We start from the raw sequence: 19828 nt of genomic DNA on the forward strand, positions 1-19828 counted from the left end.
AGTCGGTCATACCAGGGCGTGCCGCTGCCAGGGATTGGCGACCTCGAATTGGCCGGCCACCGAGAGCAGCAGCAACTCCGATCCGGGCGGCCCGACGAGCTGGATGGCGAGCGGCAGCCCGTCCGGCCGGAAGCCGACCGGCACCACGATCGCGGGCAGCCCGGCGTAGTTCCACGGCGCCGCGTACGGCGCGTAGGACGCGTTGGCCCACATGTTCTTGCGCCAGGGTGACGCCGAATACTGCACGGCGGGCGGTGGCGCGGTCGCGAGCGCCGGAGTGAGCAACAGGTCGACCGACTTGTCGGCGAAGAACTGGGTGGACCGCTCGCGCCAGGCGTCCCGCTGCTTCTGCCGGACCAGACCGGCCCGCATCATCGTCTTGCCGAGGGCGATGTGCCGCCGGGTCCGCGGCTGGAGGCGCTCGACCGGCAGACCCTCCGAGTTCACATACGCCCCGGCGAACCAGGTCGCCAGCACACCCAGGGCCACACTCGTCGGATAGACCGGGTCGGCGGTGACCGTGTCGTGCCCGACGTCGACGAGCAGCTTCGACGCCTTGGCGACGGCCGAGACGTTCGCCTCGTCCGGTTTCACCCCGGCCGCCGGCGACCGCAACGAGACGCCGATCCGCAGTTTCGACGGCTCGACCAGTTTGGCCGGGGCCTGGCCGGCCAGCACCGAGAAGCCCAACGCGGCGTCGGCCACCGTGGTGGTGAGCACGCCGTTCTCCACCAGGCCGAACCAGTCCTTGTCACCGAAGTCGACCGGGACGACGCCGCGGCCCGGCTTGAGCCCGACCAGGCCACAGCAGGCGGCCGGGATCCGGATCGAGCCGAGCCCGTCATTGCCCTGCGCGATCGGCACCAGGCCGGCGGCCACCGCGGCGGCCGAACCACCCGACGAGCCACCGGGGGTCCGCTCCAGGTCCCACGGGTTGCGGGTCGGGCCGCCCTCGTCGTCGGTGACGGCCCACAGACCCATCTCCGGCATCTTGGTCACCCCGACCACGACGGCACCTGCGCCGCGCAACCGACGGACCACTTCGTGGTCCTCTTCAGCGACCTCGGGGGTACGGGCGGCGGCCGAACCGTGCCACGTCGGCAGCCCGGCCACCGCGGTGTTCTCCTTGACCGCCACCGGCACCCCGGCCAACGGAAGGTTGGCCAGGTCCTCCTGGTCGTCGACCTTCTCCGCCTCGGTGATCGCCTCGCCGCCACGGACCACCCGGAACGCGCCGAGGGCCGGGTCGGAGATGGCGATCTGCTCCAGGTGATCGGCCACGACCTGGGTGGCGCTCGCGTCTCCGCGGCGCACCGCACGGGAGATCTGTCTGGCGGTGGCGCCCACCCAGGTCGTCGAGTCCATCGCTCTCAGTTTCTCCAGCGTCGGTCTTATCCGAGGGCCTGCTCGAGATCGGCGAGCAGATCGTCAACGGTTTCGATGCCGACAGACAGTCGCACGAGATCGGCGGGAACTTCAAGCGCTGAGCCCGCAGCCGACAGATGTGTCATCTGACCCGGGTGCTCGATCAGCGATTCCACCCCACCGAGCGACTCGGCGAGCACGAAGAGCTTCGCCTTGTTGCAGATCGCGATCGCCGCCTCCGGGCCGCCGGCCGCACGGAACGACACCATGCCACCGAACCGGCTCATCTGCTTGGCCGCGACCTCGTGCCCGGGATGCGTCTCCAGGCCCGGGTAGAGCACGCTCGCCACGGCCGGGTGCTCACGCAGGTAGCCGACGATCCGCTCGGCGTTGTCGCAGTGCCGGTCCATCCGTACCCCCAGGGTCTTGATCCCCCGGAGGGTCAGCCAGGCGTCGAAGGGACCGTTGACGCCGCCCATCGCGTTCTGGTGGAAGGCCAACTCGTCGCCGAGCCCGGCGTCCGCGGTGATCAGCGCACCGCCGACCACGTCGGAGTGCCCACCCAGGTACTTGGTGGTGGAGTGGATCACCACGTCGGCGCCGAGGGTGATCGGCTGCTGGAGATACGGCGAGGCGAACGTGTTGTCCACCGCCAGCATCGCGTCGTACTCATGGGCGAGAGCGGCCAGCTGCGCGATGTCGTTCACGTTGAGCAGCGGGTTGGTCGGCGTCTCGGACCAGATCAGCCGGGTGTGCCCGGGGCGGAAGGCGGCCCGGACCGCGTCGATGTCGTCCAGCGGGGCGGCCGTCCAGTCCAGGCCCCAGCGCTCGGCGACCTTGCTGAAAAGGCGGAAAGTGCCACCGTAGGCGTCGTTCGGGATGACCACGTGGTCGCCCGGCCGGCACACCGTACGCAGAAGGGTGTCCTCGGCCGCGAGGCCGCTGGCGAAGGCCAGGCCACGCCGACCGCCCTCGATCGCGGCCAGGCACTCCTGGAGGGCGTCCCGGGTGGGGTTACCGGACCGGCTGTACTCGTAACCCAGGCGGGGGGCGCCGACGGCGTCCTGGGCGTAGGTGCTCGTCTGGTAGATGGGTGGCACCACCGCACCGGTCCGCGGGTCCGGCTCCTGGCCGGCGTGGATGGCGAGGGTGTCGAACCCGTAGCTGTTAGCCGTCATGTTGCGCAAGGCTAGTCTCACCAGATGGCGGACTGCGTGTTCTGCGGCATCGTGGCGGGATCGATCCCGGCTTTCACCGTCGCGTCCGCCCCGGCGGGCATCGCGTTTCTCGACATCCGCCCGGTGTTCAAGGGTCACGTTCTGGTGGTGCCGCGCCCGCACATCGTGACGCTGCCCGACCTTCCGACCGACCTGCTGTCCGACTATTTCGCCTTTGTCCGCTCCATCGCCGCCGCTGTTCCGGCCGCTCTGGGAGCGCAGGGCACCTTCGTCGCGATGAACAACATCGTCTCCCAGTCGGTGCCACACCTGCACACCCACGTCGTGCCCCGCACCAAGGGCGACGGCCTGCGCGGATTCTTCTGGCCCCGCCGGAAGTACGACAGCGACGAGGAGGCCACCACGGTCGCCGAGGCCATCGGTAAGGATTACCTCCGGCTCAGCGTTGCAGAGGGCGGACGAAGGGAGTGACCGTGTTCCTGCGGTACAAGAAGCTCGACCTGCCCACCGCCGACACCGCTCTGCCCGGCCGGTTGATCTCGATGCCGGTCGCCGACCGTCACGAGGTCCTCGGCACCCCGCTGGAGGGCCCGTGGCCGGCCGGCTACGAGGTCGCCGTCTTCGGGATGGGCTGCTTCTGGGGCGTCGAGCGGATCTTCTGGAGGTTGCCGGGCGTGCACTCCACCTCGGCCGGGTACGCCGGCGGGTTCACCGCCAACCCGACCTACGAGGAGGTCTGCTCCGGCAGCACCGGCCACAACGAGGTCGTGCAGGTGGTCTACGACCCCAGCCGGATCGGGTACGAGCAGCTACTGAAGGCCTTCTGGGAGAACCACGACCCGACCCAGGGCATGCGCCAGGGCAACGACGTGGGCACTCAGTACCGGTCCGCGATCTACACCACCACCGAGGCCCAGGCCGAGACCGCGCGGGCGTCGCTCGCGGCGTTCCAGCCGGTGGTGTCCAAGGCCCGGCTTGGTGAGATCACCACCGAGATCAAGCCGCTGACGAGGTACTACTACGCCGAGGACTACCACCAGCAGTACCTGGCCCCGACCAAGAACCCCAACGGTTACTGCAACCACGGCCCGAACGGCCTGACCTGCCCGACGGGCGTCGCGAAGGTCGCCGAGTAGCCATCGGTTCTCCATCGGCCGTATCCAGGCGTCCGATGGTGGTCATCCGCGGAGCAGGGACATGACGCTCTGGGCGGACTGGTTGGCCTGGGACAGCATGGAGGTGCCGGCCTGGGTCAGGATCTGGACGCGGGTGAAGGTGACCATTTCCGCGGCGATGTCGGCGTCGCGGATGCGGGACTCGGAGGCCGACAGGTTCTCGACAGCGACGTTGAGGTTGTTGATGGTGTGCTCGAACCGGTTCTGGTAGGCACCGAGGTTCGCGCGGGTGTCGGAGACATAGCCGATGGCTTTGTTCAGCGCGGTGATCGCGGCGTCGGGTCCGTCGACCGTGGTCAGGTCGAGTGCCGCGGTGCCGAGAGTGTTGGAGTTGACCGCGGTGATGGTGATGCCGATCCGCTCGTTCGGGTCGGCACCGACCTGGAACCGGCCGGTGTTTCCGTCGGTGACGGTGGTGTCACCGACAACGGTGGCGGCACCGACGATGGTGGTGACACCGACAACGGTGGTGACACCGGTGAGCGTCGTGGTTCTCGTCAACGCGAGGTCGCCGAGTATGTCGGTGGCGGTGGCCTGGGCGGCGGTGAAGGCTCCGGTGCCGGACATGCTGAAGGTGGTGTCACCGTTGGCCGCGGTGGCGGCGCTCATCGTGATCTCGTTGCCCGCGTAGCCGTTGGCCGTGAGCCCGGTCGTGATCGCGGCGTTGATGACATCGGCGACGTCCTGACCGGTGACCGCGTTCGAAAAGCTGCCGCTCGCGATGGTGATGGTGACGGGAGGGCTCACGGCGGCGCCGTCGATCTGCGTGAGGTCGAAGGATTGACTGACCGCGTCTAGCGCGGCAATGGTGGAAGCCAGGTTCCCGACCGCGCTCCCCTTCGCGCTCGTGGGGGCACCGACCTGGGCGCCCGGCATGCCGATCTCGCGGAGCAGCGCAGCACCGGCCAGACCGTCGGTCATCGTCAAGGCCCCGCCGCCGGAAATGCTGAAAGTGTCGCCGCCGGCGGTCATCTTGATCTCGTTGCCCGCGTAGCCGTTGGCCGTGAGCCCGGTCGTGATCGCGGCGTTGATGACATCGGCGACGTCCTGACCGGTGACCGCGTTCGAAAAGCTGCCGCTCGCGATGGTGATGGTGACGGGAGGGCTCACGGCGGCGCCGTCGATCTGCGTGAGGTCGAAGGATTGACTGACCGCGTCTAGCGCGGCAATGGTGGAAGCCAGGTTCCCGACCGCGCTTCCCGTCACGCTTGTGACGACGGGGGACGGGGCCAGGCCGATCTTGGCGAGCAGATCGACACCGTAGGCACCGTCGATCATCTTGAAGGTGCCGGTGCCGGACATGCTGAAGGTGGTGTCGCCGTTGGCCGCGGTGCTGGCCGTGGTCTGGACTTCGTTGCCCTGGTAACCCGCGCCCTTGAGCGCGGCCGAGATCGCGGTGTTGACCGCCTTGGCGACGTCCTGGCCGCTGGAGGTGGCCGAGAGCGCCCCGGCCGGGAGGGTGACGTCGATGCCGGTGGCCGGGACAGTGGCGGCGCCGTCGATCTGCGTGAGCTTGAAGGTGGCTCCCCCGCCGGTGAGCGCGATGGCGACACCACCGATGGCCGCACCACGGGTGCCTGCCGCGAAGGCCCGACCGTCAACGGTTTTCGCGATGGCGCCGAACGAGCCGTCGAACAGCTTCGACTTGCCGAACGAGGTGGTCCTGCCGATCCGGTCCAGTTCCTGGTTGAGCTGCTGGAGTTCCTTGTTCGCGGCGTCTTTGGCGTCGGCGTCCACCGCACCGGCGTTCGAGGTCTGCACGGCCAGGTCACGCATGCGTTGCAGGATGGCGGTCGACTCGTTGAGCGCGCCTTCAGCGGTCTGGACGACGCTGACGCCGTCCTGGGTGTTGCGGACGGCGACCTTGAGACCGCTGGTCTGCGAGCGCAGGCCCTCGGAGATCGACAGACCGGCCGCGTCGTCGGAGGCGCGGTTGATCCGGAAGCCGCTGGACAGCTTCTCCAGGGACTTGGCCATCTGGTTGTCGGTGACCGACAGGTTCCGGTAGGCGTTCTGCGCGGCGATGTTCTGATTGATACGAAGACCCATGAGTGGCTCCTCCCTGATCCAGGATTCGAACCGACCCGTCCATGAGTCATGACGTCGCGCTCACCCCACTGGGGGCTGTCCCGTGCCCTCGTTGAGGATTCTCCAAAAACTCTTTTGGCTTTTCTGCCGAATCAGATTACTGCCCGTTTGGAAGCGTTATCAAAGCTATGTCCAGGTTTGCGGAGAGGCGATCAGGGGCGGGGTCCGCGACGGGACGGGGAGCACCGGTGATCAGGCGGGGTGGCGGGTGGCAAGTGGGTGGGGAGGATTTCACGCTGGCGATCGAAAAAAGTCGACATGTCCGGAAACTCCGCTCAAACTCGAAATCGAGCCAGCGGGAGGTGGATGTGAATCCGATCTACCAGCACAACGAGAACGAGCAGGACGCCTGGGACCTCGCCGAGTCCCTGATGCAGCAGGCCCGCGCGATGATGCGTGAGGCCGAAGTGGCCCTCGACACCTGGCGGACCGGCAAGGAGATGAACCGGCTGCGCTGCGCGCGCCGCGGCATCAGCACCACCGATGCCGAGATCCGCTGGTCCGCGTCGTCGAACGCGAAGAACGCGCTGACCACGAACAATTTCAGCACCGGCCTCGCGACGATGTACTACAACGCGGCGACCGCCAACTACGCCCGAGCCATCTATCTGATGGCCAGCGACGAGTTGCGACGGTGACGAACCCTAGCCCTCCGGCGCCTCGTCGGGCTGGTCCTGCGTGGTGGCCGGGGGCCGGGGCGGGTCGGCCTGGGCGGGCGACGCGGGGACGGCGAGCGCCAGGCCGAGAACGGCGCCGGCGCCGATGAGGCGCAGCCCGGCGAGCGAGGCGGCGAGTGTGATCGGGCGGCGTTCGGACTTCTCCATGAGCACTCCTTACTGGCCGGGCCACCACGATGCCAGGCGAACCTGAGACACCGCTGTGCACGAGCCGTCGGGCCAGGCACCATGGACGGGTGGAGATCGCCACCGAGACCGAGCGCAAATACGACGTCCCAGAGACGTTCGAACTTCCTGACCTGGTCGGTGTCGGCGAGATAGCCGGCGTCGACGGTGCCGAGACCCATGATCTCGACGCCACGTACTTCGACACCGAAGACCTCCGCTTGATGAGAAATCGCCGGACTCTTCGGCAACGCAGCGGCGGCAACGACGCGGGCTGGCATCTGAAGACCCCGGGCGACGGTGACGGCCGGACCGAGCATCGGCTGCCGGCGAGCGGCGACACGGTGCCGGCCGAGCTGATCGCCCTGGTCCGGTCGATCGTGCGGCGCAGCCCGCTGGGTCCGGTGGCGCGGCTGCGCACGCATCGGGTGGAGACGCCGCTGCGCGACGCCGACGGCCGCACGCTCGCGCTTGTCGCACAGGACCGGGTGACCGCCGAGTCGGACGGCACCGAGACGGTCTGGCAGGAGGTCGAGGTCGAGCTGGTCGACGGGGACACGGCGGTGCTGGAGGCGGTCGAGCAGCGGCTGTTCGAGGCCGGCGCGACCCCGGCCGCGGGCCCGTCGAAGGTGGCCCGGGCGCTGGCCGCACGGCTGGCCTCGATCAAGCCCGCCAAAAAGACCAAAAACAGCGACAACCCCGTCATGCGGTACGCCCGTGAGCAGCGCGACGCCATCGTCGGCTTCGACCCGGCGGCCCGCCGTGGTGAGCCGCGCGCCGTCCACCAGATGCGGGTCGCCACCCGTCGTCTGCGCAGCACGCTGAAGACGTACAAGAAGGCGTTCGACGAGCAGGATCTGCGCGACGAGCTGCGCTGGCTGGCCGGGGTACTGGGCGCGGTCCGTGACCCGCAGGTGCTGGAGGACAAGCTGCTGGCGCTGGTCGACGAGGCCGGCCCGGAGTTCGCGCACACGGCACAGCGGGTGCGGGCGCACCTGGAGCACCGGATCGAGACCGGCCGGGCCGAGCTGGCCGAGGCGCTGGAGACGGACCGCTACCTGGATCTGCTGGACCGCATCGACGAGCTGGTGGACCACGGTTCACCGCGCACCCCGGACCCGGTTCGCCGGGCCGGGAAGGTGCTGGCGAAGGCGGACGAGAAGCTGGACGCGGCGTTGGCCTCCGGTGTCGACGAGGAGATCCACGAGTCGCGGAAGGGCTTCAAGCAGGCGCGGTACGCCGTCGAGCTGATCGCCCCGAGCGCCGGCAAACCTGCGAAGCGGCTGGTGAAGGCGCTGACCGCCCTGCAGGACGGGCTCGGCGACTACCAGGATTCGAACATCGCCCGTGGGGTGTTGCGCGAGCTGGGTTCGGACAGTTTCCACTTCGGTGTGCTGTACGGCCGGCAGGAGCAGGTGGGCCGGGAGGCGCTGGCGAAGGTTCCGGCGCTGGCGAAGGCGTCTCGGCGTCGAAAAGTTAGGCGAGTGTTCTGATCAAGCCGGTTGTGGTCTTGGCGTTCGCGGGTATGAATCAGTGTCATGCAATCCGAGTTCGATCAGGCGACCACCAACCCCTATGACGGGCCGATCGCCGAGCTGTCCGGCTACCGGGTCGTCGACGACGAGGACGACGACCCGCGTCTGCTCAACGCCGACGGCCAGCCGGTGGACACGTGGCGGGACGACTATCCGTACGACGAGCGGCTGCCCCGCCCGGAGTACGACCACGACAAACGCCTGCTGCAGATCGAACTGCTGAAGCTGCAGAACTGGTGCAAGGACACCGGCGAGCGGCTGCTGATCCTCTTCGAGGGCCGGGACGCGGCGGGCAAGGGCGGCACGATCAAGCGGTTCATGGAGCATCTGAACCCGCGTGGCGCCCGGGTCGTCGCGCTGGAGAAGCCGAACCAGCGCGAGAGCACCCAGTGGTATTACCAGCGCTACATCAAGCACCTGCCGGCGGCCGGAGAGATCGTGCTCTTCGACCGGTCCTGGTATAACCGGGCCGGCGTGGAGCGGGTGATGGGCTTCTGCGACCGCAAGGAGTATCTGGAGTTCCTGCGGCAGACCCCGGAGCTGGAGCGGATGCTCGTGCGCTCGGGCATCAAGCTGGTCAAGTTCTGGTTCTCGGTGACGCAGGGCGAGCAGCGGACCAGGTTCGCGATCCGCCAGGTGGACCCGGTCCGGCAGTGGAAGCTGTCCCCGATGGACCTCAAGTCCCTGGACAAGTGGGACGACTACACCGAAGCCAAGGAGGCGATGTTCTTCTACACCGACACCGCGGACGCCCCGTGGACGGTGGTGAAGAGCAACGACAAGAAGCGGGCCCGGCTGAACGCGATGCGGCACGTTCTGAACAGGTTCGACTACACCGGTAAGGACCCGGAGATCGTCGGTGTCCCGGACCCGGAGATCGTCGGACCGGCCTCGCTGTTCGTCGAGAGCACCAACGACTCCCCGCTGATATTCCCGCGTCTGTAGTGATTCAAATTCGTTGGCACTCCCCGCACGGGCTGGATAACGTGGCCGTACACGTGAAGGGAGGTGGTCCGAAGTTGTATAGCAACGGGACTCGTGAGGTGGCTGTCCGCTAGCCGCTGTCCTTGACAGCTCTACGTCGAGACCGTGTGGCAGCGGTGCGGCGAATATCAGACAGCCACCCGACCCCTGGGGATCCGGCCTTGTCCGACCGGACCGTGATTGCGATCGCGGAAGTCCCCAGGGGTCGCTTCATATCCGGGGGGAGTTTCGGTGACGCGCGAGCTGATGGTGCTCGGCACCGCGAGCCAGGTGCCGACGCGGCACCGCAACCACAACGGCTATCTGCTGCGCTGGGACGACGAGGTGATCCTCTTCGACCCGGGTGAGGGCACCCAGCGCCAGCTGCTGATGGCCGGCCTCCCGGTCACCCCGATCAGGCGGATCTGCATCACCCACTTCCACGGCGACCACAGCCTCGGCCTGCCCGGCGTGCTCCAGCGGATCTCGCTCGACAAGGTGCCGCATCCGGTCACCGTGCACTACCCGGCGGGTGGGCAGGAGTTCTTCGACCGCCTGCGGCACGCCACCAGCTACTGGGACAACGCGGAGATCGTGCCCGGTCCGGTCGGCGCCGGATTCGAGGTGGAGACGTCCGCGGGGCGACTCACCGCGCTTCCACTGCGACACCCCATCGAGACGTACGGCTACCGCCTGACCGAACCGGACTCGCGCCGAATCGTGCCCGCCCTGCTGGCCGAGCATGGCATCGGCGGCCCGGCCGTCGGTGAGCTGCAGCGCACCGGCCGGCTCGGTGACGTCACCCTGGAGCAGGTGAGCGTGGCCCGCCCCGGGCAGAGTTTCGCCTTCGTGATGGACACCGGCCTCTGCGACAGCGTGTTCGAGCTGGCCCGGGGCGTCGACATGCTGGTGATCGAGTCGACCTTCCTCGCCGAGGACGCGGAACTCGCCGCGCAGGTCGGGCATCTCACGGCCGGCCAGGCCGCTGCGGTCGCGCGCGAGTGCGGCGTACGAAAGCTGGTCCTGACGCACTTCTCGCAACGCTATCCGGACCCGAACCGCTTCCTGGAGGAGGCGCGCAAGGAGTTCGACGGTCCGGTGGTGATCGCCGAGGATCTGTCCCGGGTGAAGGTGCCCTCGCGTCAGGCGGCAGCCTGAGACTGGTTCCCTTGGTGGCATGACAGTTCTGCTTCGCCCGGTGGAGGATGCCGACCTGATCGCGGTCGGCGCGCTGCATCATCGTTCCCGTGCCGCCGCCTACGCCGGTCTGCTGCCGCCCGAGACGTTCGCCGCCCGCGGGCCGGAGGCGATGAGCGCCTGGTGGGTGGAGCGCTGGAAGTGGGAACGCGAGACACACCTGATGACAGTCGCCGAGGCGGACGGTGAGCTGGCCGGATTCACCTACGTCGGCCCGAGCGAGACCGACGGTGCCGCCGAGCTGTACGCGATCCATCTGGAGCCGCGTCGGGTCGGCTCGGGCATCGGCCGGCAACTGATGATCAACGCGCTGGCGCAGCTGGCGACTCTCGACGCGGACCGGGCCGTGCTGTGGGTGCTGGCGGACAACCAGGTGGCACGGCGCTTCTACGAGCGTGGCGGCTGGACGCCGGACGGCGCGACCAGGGTCGCACCGGTCAACGATCATCCGTTGCCGCAGCTGCGCTACACACACGAGCTGTAGGGGTTGCTGGTTGGGCGGGAACACGCGACCGAGTGAATGCGGGGGAACCTGTAGTCGCGTGCTCCCGCCCACCGCCCCGCCCGAACCGGATGCGCCTGGCCGGAGGCGCTCGATCAGCGGAGGCGTGCCGATCTGGGATCCAGTTCAAGGGCGGGTCTGGGCGCGGGATACCGGTGCGCTGGCGGGGCGCCCCGGTGTCACCGCTGGTCGACGTCGGCCGGGCCGGGAAGCCGTACTTGCCGGGGGACGGTCAAGCGTGTCGGCGACGTCGTGGTCCTGGGGTCAGGCCTGATACCTCCGGTGGTCGTCGTTGCGGTGGTGCGAGCCGGCACCGGTGTACCGGCCGCCGATCTCGTCCAGCCCGGCCCGTCGTCCGGGCAGGGCCCGCATGCTGTTCAGGTCGTGCCGGAGCGTCCAAGCCTCACGCCAGGGGCGCCTGGCGATCGCGTCGGCGCGCTCGGCCAGGTGTCGCGCCGAGCACGGCCAGCGCCATCCACACCAGACGCAGGTGCCGTTGCGGGACTCCACGTGGCGCCCGAGCATGTTCTGCGCGTCCCGCCACAGCAGGCGGTCCACGATGCCGGCGGGCGCCGCCTCGTCGACGTCGACCATCTCCTGCCCCTTCGTCCGGGAGTGGCTCATAGCTCCGTCACGACACATACAACAGCAGCGGCCCATCAGGCGGTCGGACTGTCTGTGCGATTGCCGCGACTATCCGTGACGATCCATGTACCGAGGCTGTCTACCGCGCTGTTCACGCCGTATCCGGCCCTTTGTTGGTACGGTCCTGCCGTGATCTTCAAGAGGCGCCAGAAGGCGGGCCCGGCCGACGCGATCACGGCGTTCTGGGCCTGGTGGGCGAGCGCTCGGCCGCGCGCCGAGAAGATGATCGACGGCGGTCCGGACGACACGCTCATCGAGGAGATCGCCGCCCTGGTCACCGCGATCCATCCGGACCTGCACTGGGAGTTCGCGGCCGGCACGACGTCCCGGCATCTGCTGGTGGTCAGCACCGGCGGATCACCTGAGCTGCGTTCCCTGGCCGAGCGCTGGCGGCGGGCCGGGCCGGCGCCGGACGAGACGTTCGGTTATGCGGCCGCCCGTCAGGGCCGGCCGGACGCACTGGACGGGGCCCGGCTGGCGATCGACGGCCACCACCTGGACCTGGGTGAGCTGCGATTCCACGCCGACCACGACGAGGAACGCGACTGCGTGAACGTCGAGGTGTGGCACCCGGCCTTCCCTGGGCTACCGGAGGAGGCGCGCGGGCAGATCGCGTACCTCTCGCTCGACTGGCTGCTCGGCGAGGACACCGTGGAGATCTGGGTCGGCGCGATCGACGCGGTCACCACCCTCACCGGCGCCGGGCTGACCGGTCCGCGGCTGGCCGACCTGGTCGCCGCGATGCAACCGGCCGACGGGGAGCCGCGCTGGCGCAACATGTCCGGGATCCGGGGCGGGAAACCGATCATCGCGATGGCTCAGACCCGGCTCCGCCCGGCCCGCTGGCCCGGGCACGACCTGCACATCCGGATGGACGTGCCGTACTCGGCCCGGGACGAGAACGGCTTCCCGGACAAGGCGGCGCTGGCCGAACTGCACGGCTTCGAGGACCACGTGGCCGCACACGCCGACGGCATGGTGGTGGTCGCCCACGAGACCAGCGACGGGGTACGGACCACGCACCTCTACGCCGACAGCCCGGTGGCCGCCGAGGTCCTGAAACCGCTGATCGGCGGCTGGCAGGACGGGCGTGTCCGGATCACCGTCACGCCCGACCCCCGCTGGGAACAGGTCGAACACCTGGCCCCGTGAGCGGAGTGAGAACTGGGCGGCCCGCAAAATGCCGCCGGTGATGAGGCATGTGATTTTCCGCCACCCGCAAACCCCGCGGGCGTCGGAAAATCGCGTGCCTCATCACCGGTTACAAGGCATTTTGCCGCGGAGCGAAGCGGAGCCAGCTAGCTCAGGTGGGCGAGCAGGTCCTGACGGGTCAGCACGCCCGCGGGCTTGCCGTCGACCAGGACCATCGCGGCGTCCGCCTTCTCCAGCAGCACGACCGCCTCGGCGACCGGCTCACCGCCACCGATCATCGGCAGCGAGTCGGTCATGTGCCGTTCGATCGTGTCGTGCAGGTGGGCCTGACCGGTGAAGAGCGCGTCCAGCAGCGCCTTCTCCGAGATGGAGCCGGCCACCTCGCCGGTCACCACGGGCGGCTCGGCCTTCAGCACCGGGAGCTGGCTCACGCCGTACTCCCGCATGTAGTCGATGGCGTCGCGGACCGTCTCGGTCGGGTGCACGTGGATCAGCGGCGGGATCTCGGCGCCCTTGCCGGCCAGGGCGTCGGCCACCGTCGGGGTGCCCTCCTGGGTGCGCAGGAAGCCGTACCGTGCCATCCATTTGTCGTTGAAGATCTTCGAAAGGTAGCCACGGCCGCCGTCCGGCAGCAGGACCACGATGACGTCGTCCGGGCCGGCCTTGCGGGCCACCTCGAGCGCGGCCACCACGGCCATCCCGCAGGAGCCGCCGACCAGCAGGCCCTCCTCACGGGCGAGACGACGGGTCATCTCGAACGAGTCCGAGTCGCTGACCTCGATCACCTCGTCGGTGACGTCCCGGTCGTACGCCGTCGGCCAGAAGTCCTCACCGACGCCCTCGACCAGGTAGGGACGCCCGGTGCCGCCGGAGTAGACGGACCCCTCCGGGTCGGCGCCGATGATCCGCACCGGCCCCTGCTCCTTGAGGTAACGCCCGACGCCGCTGATCGTGCCGCCGGTGCCGACCCCCGCCACGAAGTGGGTGATCTTGCCGCCGGTCTGCTCCCAGAGCTCCGGCCCGGTCTCCTCGTAGTGCGACCGCGGGTTCGCGGGGTTGCTGTACTGGTCCGGTTTCCAGGCGCCCGGGATGTCCCGGGTCAGCTGGTCGGACACGTTGTAGTAGGAACGGGGGTCCTCCGGGGCCACGGCGGTCGGGCAGACCACCACCTCGGCGCCGTACGCCCGGAGCACGTTCTGCTTGTCCTCGCTGACCTTGTCGGGGCAGACGAAGACGCACTTGTAACCACGCCGCTGAGCCACCAGGGCCAGCCCGACGCCGGTGTTGCCGCTGGTCGGCTCGACGATCGTGCCGCCCGGCTTGAGGAGGCCCGCCTTCTCGGCGTCCTCCACCATCCGCAGCGCGATCCGGTCCTTGACCGAGCCGCCGGGGTTCAAGTACTCGACCTTGGCCAGCACGGTGGCACTGATGCCCTCGGTCACGCTGTTCAATCGGACCAAGGGGGTATTGCCGATGATCTCGACTACGTTGTCGTAATAGCGCACGTCTTACTTTACGACCGCGGGCCGACCGGTCCTCTCCCACTCCAGGAACCTGTCGGTCTCGGCCAGGACGGCACCGGCCAGCCAGGTCACCGCGACGGCGTCGTCGATGAGCCCGAACACCCAGACGAACGCCTCCGGGACGGCGTCGATCGGCGACACCACGTACGCTGTGGCGGCCGCCATCAGCGCCAGGCGCATCCCGCCGTCGTATTCACCCCTGGTGCTCGCCTTGATCATGCGCGGGAGTGCGCCGAGCCGCTGGGCCACCGAGGGCCCGCCACGGCTACCCGCGGTGAGCGCCCGGGCCAGCGCGGTGAACGCCGCCGCACGTTTCAACGTCTTGGCCATTTCTGTTCCCCTTTCCGCAACTCCAGCATGACGGGAGCGCGCCATGATTGCCTCTCGCCGCCGCGAGTTAGCCTCGAATCCCGACCCCACACGCCGATCATGGGCGAGCCGGATGGTTCCCTTCGAGCGACAGCGAGGGAGACTATGAGCAGCATCGATGTAACTGGTACCCAGTGGCGATGGATCAAGAACGCCGGACGGGTCGCCGGAGCAGCCGCGGGGTTGACCGCCCTGTCCGCGGGCCTGCTGATGCGCCAGGCCGCCGAGGCCCGCCGGGTCATCCCGATGGCCGAGGCGCCGCCGCCGCGTGGCGACGGCGTCTACGGCGCCAAGTTCGGCGGCAAGGCCTTGGAGCTGGTCATCCTGGGTGACTCGTCGGCCGCGGGGTACGGGGTGCACCGTCCCCGAGAGACGCCCGGCGCGCTCTTCGCCACGGGGATCTCACGCCGTCTGCGCCGCCCGGTCCGTCTGCATCGGCTGGCCGTCGTCGGTTCCGTGTCGGCCGGACTTCCGTACCAGGTGGACGCCGCCCTGGAGTACCGCCCCGAGCTGGCGATCATCCTGATCGGCGGCAACGACGTCACGCACCGTTCGGGGGTGCCGGCCGCCGTCCGCCACCTGGGTGACGCGGTCCGCCGACTGCGGGCCGCCGACTGCCGCGTGGTCGTCGGCACCTGCCCCGACCTCGGCGCGATCCAGCCGATCAAACCGCCGCTGCGCTGGCTGGCCCGGCGCTGGAGCCGTCAGCTGGCCGCCGCACAGACCATCGCCGTGGTCGAGGCCGGCGGGCGGACGGTGTCGATCGGCAACCTGCTCGGCCCGATGTTCGAGGCCGACCCGGCGCGGATGTACAGCGAGGATCGTTTCCACCCGTCGGTCGAGGGGTACGCGAGAGCCGTATCCGTCATGATGCCGACCGTGATGGCGGTCCTCGGCACGGACGACCGGGCGGCGCTACCGCTGGCCGAGGACGTGCGCGCCCTGCCGGAGGCCGCCGACGAGGCGGTCCGCGCCCCGGGCACCGAGGTCGCCCCGGCCGGCCGGTGGGCCCGGATGCGACGCTACCGCTGGTTCAGTTCGCGCCCAGTGACCGCGGCCCCCGTTCCCAGCGGTGATCCCAGCGACGGGATCGTAGGGTATACCTCAGAGGATCATCAGGTCGGCTGACGCAGGGAGGCGGGACATGGCTGGGCTGCCGGAACGTCTGACCAGGGCCGCGACCACGAGCCTGCTGGCCGGCGTGGTGGGCGGGGTCGCCCTGCTCGCCGGCGAGATGCTCGCGGCGAAGGCCCGGAGGTATGCCAAGCCCACCATGGGGCTGGCCTTGCGTACCTCGATGGGCCCGCAGAGCGCTCCGCCGCTGCGCCTCGTGCTGCTCGGTGACTCGGCGGCGGTCGGGGTCGGTGTGGAGTGGCTGTCCGACACGGTCGGTGGCCAGCTCGCGCGGCTGCTGGCCGACGGCTCCCCGGGCAACGGGCAGCGGCACGTGCTGCTCTCCAGCGTCGGCGTGGCCGGGTCCCGGTCCACCGACCTCGCCACCCAGGTGGCCCGGGCGCTGCTCGGGGACCGTCCGGACGTGGCGGTCATCCTCATCGGGTCGTATGACGCGGGTTCCGGGCGGGCCGCGGACGACTCGGCCGGGCACCTCGGGCAGGCCGTTCGCCGGCTGCGCTCGGCGGGTGTCCAGGTGGTCGTCGGCACCTGCCCCGACCTGGGTGCCTCCCGGTCGATGGCGCCACCATTGCGGCAGATCGCCGGGCTGATCGGCCGGCGGCTGGCGAAAGCGCAGGCCAAGGCAGTGGCCGAGGCCGGTGGTGTGGTGGTCGATCTGGCCTCGGAGACGGGCGCGGTGTTCCGGGCCGACGCCGGGACGCTCTGCTACGACGGCTTCCACCCGTCCGCCGACGGCTATCGAGTGTGGGCGCACGCCCTCTATCCGGCGGTCGCCAAGGCCGCGATGACCGGCGTCTGACGGTCCCCGGCCGGCCCTCAGTGCTGTCCCGGTGACGCCGAGACAGTGCTGGAAGCCGGCCCGCCGGGTTTTTTCACGGCGTGTGACAAATTCGCGCTTCCGACCATGTTACCGATGAGTAAACTGGGCGCATGCCGGAAGCTGTCATCGTCGCCACTGCCCGCTCCCCGATCGGCCGCGCCCACAAGGGCTCGCTGAAGGACCTGCGCCCCGACGATCTCGCCACCACGATCGTCGACGCCGCCCTCACCAAGGTGCCGCAGCTCGACCGCACACTCATCGAGGACCTGTACCTCGGCTGCGGTCTGCCCGGCGGCGAACAGGGCTTCAACATGGCCCGCGTGATCGCCACCAAGCTGGGCCTGGACGGCCTGCCCGGCGCCACCGTCACGCGGTACTGCTCGTCCTCGCTCCAGACCACCCGGATGGCCTTCCACGCCATCAAGGCCGGCGAGGGTGACATCTTCATCTCGGCCGGTGTCGAGACCGTGTCCCGTTTCGCCCGCGGCAGCTCGGACGGTCTGCCGTCAGCCGCGCAGGAGCTCGTCGGCGGGCCGTGGACCAACCCCGCCTTCGCGAACGCCCAGGCCCGTACCATCGCGTCGGCCAAGAACCAGACCACCTGGCACGACCCGCGCGAGGACGGCCTGACCCCGGACATCTACATCGGGATGGGCTACACCGCCGAAAACCTGGCGCAGATCAAGAACATCTCCCGCGCGGAGATGGACGAATTCGGGGTACGCAGCCAGAACCTCGCGGAGAAGGCGATCGCCAACGGGTTCTGGGAGCGGGAGATCACCCCCGTGACCCTGCCCGACGGCACCGTGGTGTCGAAGGACGACGGGCCCCGCGCCGGCGTCACCATCGACGCGGTCTCCCAGCTCAAGCCGGTCTTCCGGGAGGACGGCCGGGTCACCGCCGGCAACTGCTGCCCGCTGAACGACGGTGCGGCCGCGGTCGTCATCATGAGCGACACGAAGGCCCGCGAGCTCGGCATCACCCCGCTCGCCCGGATCGTCTCCACCGGTGTCACCGGGCTGTCTCCGGAGATCATGGGTCTCGGGCCGGTCGAGGCGTCGAAGCAGGCTCTCAAGCGGGCCGGCATGAGCATCGGTGACGTGGACCTGGTCGAGATCAACGAGGCGTTCGCCGCCCAGGTGATCCCCTCCTACCAGGACCTCGGCATCCCGATCGAGAAGCTCAACGTCAACGGTGGCGCCATCGCGGTCGGCCACCCGTTCGGCATGACCGGCGCCCGCATCACCGGCACCCTGCTGAACTCGCTCGACTGGCACGACAAGAGCATCGGTCTGGAGACCATGTGCGTCGGTGGCGGGCAGGGCATGGCGCTGATCCTCGAACGCCTCAGCTGACCGCACCACCCTCTGCTCGGGCTCGGCACGTCGCACCACGTGCCGAGCCCGCTCCATGCCCCGGCCCACACCCCAACCGACGCCCCCGCTCCCCGAGCCCGCGCCGCCCGCTCCCCAGCCGACGCCCGCTCCCCAGCTGCCCGCTCTCCGGCCGACGCCCTTCACCCAGCAGACTCTGAGAACCAGCCGGCGTTGATCTAACGGTGCGGGTCGCATTCAGCCCGGTGGCCGCGTTTCGGTCCGGCGCGCCGGGTCGGCGTCGCGTCGTGATGACGGGACGGGGTGGTTCGGCGGGGCGGTCAGGTCCGTACCAGAGAGGTGCGGGTGTCGTCTGTCGCCTGCGTGGCGCGTTCGAGCAGGTCGTCGGTGGGGTCGGCGGCGAGGATGTCGTCGGCCAGGACCCGCAGTTGGTCGCGGAGGACCAGGTCGTGAAGGTGCGGAACCGGGCGGGCCGGGCGCTTCTCGGCCTCGGCACCCAGGTCGGCCAGTTGTTGGACGAGGCTCTGGACCAGCTTCGAGCGCGACAGCCCCGCCGATGCCGAAGCCGCCCGCCAGCGCGGCTCGTCCCAATGGTGAATCTGGGTCAGCAGGCGCTCGATGGCAGCGGCGAAGTCGGGCACCCGGCGACGATACCCGGCGGGGCTGTCGCGGCCGCGAGCCGACCGGCGCAGCGAAAGAACGACCCGGGCGGCGCGGTGGAACAGCGGACGGCGTGCAAGTGTGGAAGGCGAATGCCCGCCTCGCGCTGGAGCGCGGGGCGGGCATTCGCGTGAGATCGGGGCAACGCCCGGTCCGCGGGGAGGCGGGCCGGGCGTTGCTCGTGACGACGGACGAACCGTCAGTCGTCGCCTTGGAAGTAGCTCAGCAGGCGGAGGATCTCGATGTAGAGCCAGACGAGGCCGACCAGGATGCCGAACGCCGCGGTCCACGAGTAGCGCGCCGGCAGACCCATCCGCACGCCCTCCTCGATCTCGTTGAAGTTCAGGATGAAGCTCAACGAGGCGACCACGATGCAGACCAGGCTGAAACCGATGGCCAGCGGGCTGCCGTCACGCAGACCCGTGTTGATGTCGAACATCGCCAGCACGAAGTTGATCAGCATGACGGCGAAGAGACCCGCCATCACCGCGACCATGCCTCGCACGAACTTCGGCGTCGCCCGGATGACACGCGCCTTGTAGAGCGCCGCCATCACGAAGAAGACACCGAACGTCGCTGTGGCCGCCTGGAGGACGATGCCGTCATACAGCGACTCGAAGAACTTGCTGACCATGCCGACGAACACACCCTCGACGACCGCATACGCGAGCACGAGGGCCGGGTTGGCAATCCGCATGAACGAGATGACCAGGCCGAGCACGAGCCCGGTCAGCGCGGCGCCGATCCAGGCCGGACCGACCAGCGCATCCGGGATGAGGGCCCACGCGGCGACCGCCGTGGCGCCGGTGATGCCGAGCAGCGTGACCGTCTTGACGACGACGTCGTCGATGGTCATCGGCTGGACGGCCGGAGGAGCAGCGGGGTAGCCCGTCGCCGTGGGGTAGGGATCGCCGTATGCCGGCTGACCGTAACCCGGCTGCGCGGCCGGCCCGTATGGCCCGTACCCGGCCGCTCGCTCCCGCTCAGCCGCCTGGCCGAGGCGCGAGAGCACCGGGTTAGATGTCTTCACTGTTTCCAGCCTCCCTTGAGGTTACAGGCGCGATGCCTGTGTTCAAGGGTAAGCGGTGAGGGCCGTTCGCGCCGCACCCGAAAGCTGTGAGCAGGCTGAAAAACTCGGTTTTAGTGCTGCTCAGAGCGCGTGCGATAACGATCACGGTCGCGGCGAACCTGCCGCGACCGCTGGCGATGGTGCCCGGGGCGGGTCTCGAACCCGCACGCCTTTTGGGCAGCCGCTTTTAAGGCGGCCGTGTCTGCCATTCCACCACCCGGGCGGCCTGCGAACACCGTAGCTGGTGCCGCCCAGGCAGTGGAAACGGCATTGGCCG

General features: G+C 69.3%; 20 protein-coding genes and 1 tRNA gene. 11 read left to right on the top strand and 10 right to left on the bottom strand.

From position 1 onward, the window contains the following. Positions 1-6 precede the first annotated feature (6 nt). Together Q0Z83_RS39640 and Q0Z83_RS39645 are read right to left on the bottom strand one after the other, a co-directional pair. On the bottom strand, positions 7-1365 hold the full coding sequence (locus tag Q0Z83_RS39640) for an amidase (protein WP_317788497.1): 1359 nt from the start codon (positions 1363-1365) through the stop codon (positions 7-9). 26 nt (positions 1366-1391) lie between these two features. Continuing rightward, the gene (locus tag Q0Z83_RS39645) at positions 1392-2543 is read right to left on the bottom strand and encodes a cystathionine gamma-synthase (RefSeq protein ID WP_317788499.1); all 1152 of its coding nucleotides are present in this window, start codon (positions 2541-2543) and stop codon (positions 1392-1394) included. A 24-nt stretch (positions 2544-2567) separates the two neighbouring features. Here Q0Z83_RS39645 and Q0Z83_RS39650 point away from each other — a divergent pair, with 24 nt between their 5' ends. Together Q0Z83_RS39650 and msrA are read left to right on the top strand one after the other, a co-directional pair. Beyond that, positions 2568-3014, top strand: coding sequence for an HIT family protein (locus tag Q0Z83_RS39650; protein WP_317788500.1), 447 nt, complete (start codon positions 2568-2570; stop codon positions 3012-3014). 2 nt (positions 3015-3016) lie between these two features. Further along, entirely contained in the window at positions 3017-3679 is a 663-nt protein-coding gene (gene msrA / locus Q0Z83_RS39655) for a peptide-methionine (S)-S-oxide reductase MsrA (protein WP_317788502.1), read from the top strand. 42 nt (positions 3680-3721) lie between these two features. On the opposite strand, the gene Q0Z83_RS39660 is transcribed toward msrA, so the two are convergent. Continuing rightward, positions 3722-5767 carry a flagellin N-terminal helical domain-containing protein gene (locus Q0Z83_RS39660; RefSeq protein ID WP_317788504.1) on the bottom strand — a complete coding sequence of 682 codons (2046 nt, stop codon included), beginning with the start codon at positions 5765-5767 and terminating at the stop codon, positions 3722-3724. A gap of 347 nt (positions 5768-6114) precedes the next feature. On the opposite strand from Q0Z83_RS39660, the gene Q0Z83_RS39665 reads away from it, so the two are divergent. Beyond that, positions 6115-6444, top strand: coding sequence for a hypothetical protein (locus Q0Z83_RS39665; protein WP_317788505.1), 330 nt, complete (start codon positions 6115-6117; stop codon positions 6442-6444). Positions 6445-6450: 6 nt separating this feature from the next. On the opposite strand, the gene Q0Z83_RS39670 is transcribed toward Q0Z83_RS39665, so the two are convergent. Beyond that, the gene (locus Q0Z83_RS39670; protein ID WP_317788506.1) at positions 6451-6630 is read right to left on the bottom strand and encodes a hypothetical protein; all 180 of its coding nucleotides are present in this window, start codon (positions 6628-6630) and stop codon (positions 6451-6453) included. 89 nt (positions 6631-6719) lie between these two features. Here Q0Z83_RS39670 and Q0Z83_RS39675 point away from each other — a divergent pair, with 89 nt between their 5' ends. The 4 genes from Q0Z83_RS39675 to Q0Z83_RS39690 all read left to right on the top strand — a co-directional run bounded on the left by Q0Z83_RS39675 (position 6720) and on the right by Q0Z83_RS39690 (position 10827). Next, a complete protein-coding gene (locus Q0Z83_RS39675; protein ID WP_317788508.1) occupies positions 6720-8141 on the top strand; it encodes a CYTH and CHAD domain-containing protein in 1422 nt (473 codons plus the stop codon). Positions 8142-8186: 45 nt separating this feature from the next. Further along, positions 8187-9128, top strand: coding sequence for a polyphosphate kinase 2 (gene ppk2, locus Q0Z83_RS39680; RefSeq protein ID WP_317788509.1), 942 nt, complete (start codon positions 8187-8189; stop codon positions 9126-9128). Positions 9129-9413: 285 nt separating this feature from the next. Continuing rightward, on the top strand, positions 9414-10304 hold the full coding sequence (locus Q0Z83_RS39685) for a ribonuclease Z (protein WP_317797244.1): 891 nt from the start codon (positions 9414-9416) through the stop codon (positions 10302-10304). A 19-nt stretch (positions 10305-10323) separates the two neighbouring features. Beyond that, positions 10324-10827: a GNAT family N-acetyltransferase gene (locus Q0Z83_RS39690; RefSeq protein ID WP_317788511.1), complete on the top strand. Its 504-nt coding sequence runs from the start codon at positions 10324-10326 to the stop codon at positions 10825-10827. Positions 10828-11109: 282 nt separating this feature from the next. Here the strand turns inward: Q0Z83_RS39690 and Q0Z83_RS39695 are convergent, their stop codons facing one another. Further along, positions 11110-11469, bottom strand: a complete 360-nt coding sequence (locus Q0Z83_RS39695) for a hypothetical protein (protein ID WP_317788512.1) — start codon at positions 11467-11469, stop codon at positions 11110-11112. Positions 11470-11619: 150 nt separating this feature from the next. Between Q0Z83_RS39695 and Q0Z83_RS39700 the strand changes: the two genes are divergently transcribed. Further along, positions 11620-12642 carry a DUF695 domain-containing protein gene (locus Q0Z83_RS39700; RefSeq protein ID WP_317788513.1) on the top strand — a complete coding sequence of 341 codons (1023 nt, stop codon included), beginning with the start codon at positions 11620-11622 and terminating at the stop codon, positions 12640-12642. 146 nt (positions 12643-12788) lie between these two features. On the opposite strand, the gene Q0Z83_RS39705 is transcribed toward Q0Z83_RS39700, so the two are convergent. Continuing rightward, positions 12789-14147, bottom strand: a complete 1359-nt coding sequence (locus tag Q0Z83_RS39705) for a cystathionine beta-synthase (RefSeq protein WP_317788514.1) — start codon at positions 14145-14147, stop codon at positions 12789-12791. Positions 14148-14150: 3 nt separating this feature from the next. Further along, on the bottom strand, positions 14151-14495 hold the full coding sequence (locus Q0Z83_RS39710; protein WP_317788516.1) for a YkvA family protein: 345 nt from the start codon (positions 14493-14495) through the stop codon (positions 14151-14153). Positions 14496-14639: 144 nt separating this feature from the next. On the opposite strand from Q0Z83_RS39710, the gene Q0Z83_RS39715 reads away from it, so the two are divergent. The 3 genes from Q0Z83_RS39715 to Q0Z83_RS39725 all read left to right on the top strand — a co-directional run bounded on the left by Q0Z83_RS39715 (position 14640) and on the right by Q0Z83_RS39725 (position 17843). Then, positions 14640-15662, top strand: coding sequence for an SGNH/GDSL hydrolase family protein (locus tag Q0Z83_RS39715; RefSeq protein ID WP_317788517.1), 1023 nt, complete (start codon positions 14640-14642; stop codon positions 15660-15662). A gap of 16 nt (positions 15663-15678) precedes the next feature. Next, positions 15679-16467, top strand: coding sequence for an SGNH/GDSL hydrolase family protein (locus Q0Z83_RS39720; protein WP_317788518.1), 789 nt, complete (start codon positions 15679-15681; stop codon positions 16465-16467). A 131-nt stretch (positions 16468-16598) separates the two neighbouring features. Then, entirely contained in the window at positions 16599-17843 is a 1245-nt protein-coding gene (locus Q0Z83_RS39725) for an acetyl-CoA C-acetyltransferase (protein WP_317788519.1), read from the top strand. A gap of 299 nt (positions 17844-18142) precedes the next feature. On the opposite strand, the gene Q0Z83_RS39730 is transcribed toward Q0Z83_RS39725, so the two are convergent. The 3 genes from Q0Z83_RS39730 to Q0Z83_RS39740 form a co-directional block, all read right to left on the bottom strand. Further along, positions 18143-18463 (bottom strand): hypothetical protein, encoded by a 321-nt coding sequence (locus tag Q0Z83_RS39730; protein ID WP_317788521.1) that lies wholly within the window; start codon positions 18461-18463, stop codon positions 18143-18145. A 218-nt stretch (positions 18464-18681) separates the two neighbouring features. Next, positions 18682-19512: a Bax inhibitor-1/YccA family protein gene (locus tag Q0Z83_RS39735; RefSeq protein ID WP_317788522.1), complete on the bottom strand. Its 831-nt coding sequence runs from the start codon at positions 19510-19512 to the stop codon at positions 18682-18684. Between the two features lie 177 nt (positions 19513-19689). Continuing rightward, positions 19690-19774, bottom strand: a tRNA-Leu gene (locus Q0Z83_RS39740). Positions 19775-19828 lie beyond the last annotated feature (54 nt).

Source organism: Actinoplanes sichuanensis, from assembly GCF_033097365.1.
Lineage (GTDB): Bacteria > Actinomycetota > Actinomycetes > Mycobacteriales > Micromonosporaceae > Actinoplanes > Actinoplanes sichuanensis.

Excerpts from the sequence above, each read along its gene's own strand:
- Q0Z83_RS39640 (WP_317788497.1), bottom strand. The coding sequence starts at position 1,365 with ATGGACTCGACGACCTGGGTGGGCGCCACCGCCAGACAGATCTCCCGT.
- Q0Z83_RS39645 (WP_317788499.1), bottom strand. The coding sequence starts at position 2,543 with ATGACGGCTAACAGCTACGGGTTCGACACCCTCGCCATCCACGCCGGC.
- Q0Z83_RS39650 (WP_317788500.1), top strand. The coding sequence starts at position 2,568 with ATGGCGGACTGCGTGTTCTGCGGCATCGTGGCGGGATCGATCCCGGCT.
- Q0Z83_RS39660 (WP_317788504.1), bottom strand. The coding sequence starts at position 5,767 with ATGGGTCTTCGTATCAATCAGAACATCGCCGCGCAGAACGCCTACCGG.
- Q0Z83_RS39670 (WP_317788506.1), bottom strand. The coding sequence starts at position 6,630 with ATGGAGAAGTCCGAACGCCGCCCGATCACACTCGCCGCCTCGCTCGCC.
- ppk2 (WP_317788509.1), top strand. The coding sequence starts at position 8,187 with ATGCAATCCGAGTTCGATCAGGCGACCACCAACCCCTATGACGGGCCG.
- Q0Z83_RS39685 (WP_317797244.1), top strand. The coding sequence starts at position 9,414 with ATGGTGCTCGGCACCGCGAGCCAGGTGCCGACGCGGCACCGCAACCAC.
- Q0Z83_RS39690 (WP_317788511.1), top strand. The coding sequence starts at position 10,324 with ATGACAGTTCTGCTTCGCCCGGTGGAGGATGCCGACCTGATCGCGGTC.
- Q0Z83_RS39695 (WP_317788512.1), bottom strand. The coding sequence starts at position 11,469 with ATGAGCCACTCCCGGACGAAGGGGCAGGAGATGGTCGACGTCGACGAG.
- Q0Z83_RS39710 (WP_317788516.1), bottom strand. The coding sequence starts at position 14,495 with ATGGCCAAGACGTTGAAACGTGCGGCGGCGTTCACCGCGCTGGCCCGG.
- Q0Z83_RS39715 (WP_317788517.1), top strand. The coding sequence starts at position 14,640 with ATGAGCAGCATCGATGTAACTGGTACCCAGTGGCGATGGATCAAGAAC.
- Q0Z83_RS39720 (WP_317788518.1), top strand. The coding sequence starts at position 15,679 with ATGGCTGGGCTGCCGGAACGTCTGACCAGGGCCGCGACCACGAGCCTG.
- Q0Z83_RS39725 (WP_317788519.1), top strand. The coding sequence starts at position 16,599 with ATGCCGGAAGCTGTCATCGTCGCCACTGCCCGCTCCCCGATCGGCCGC.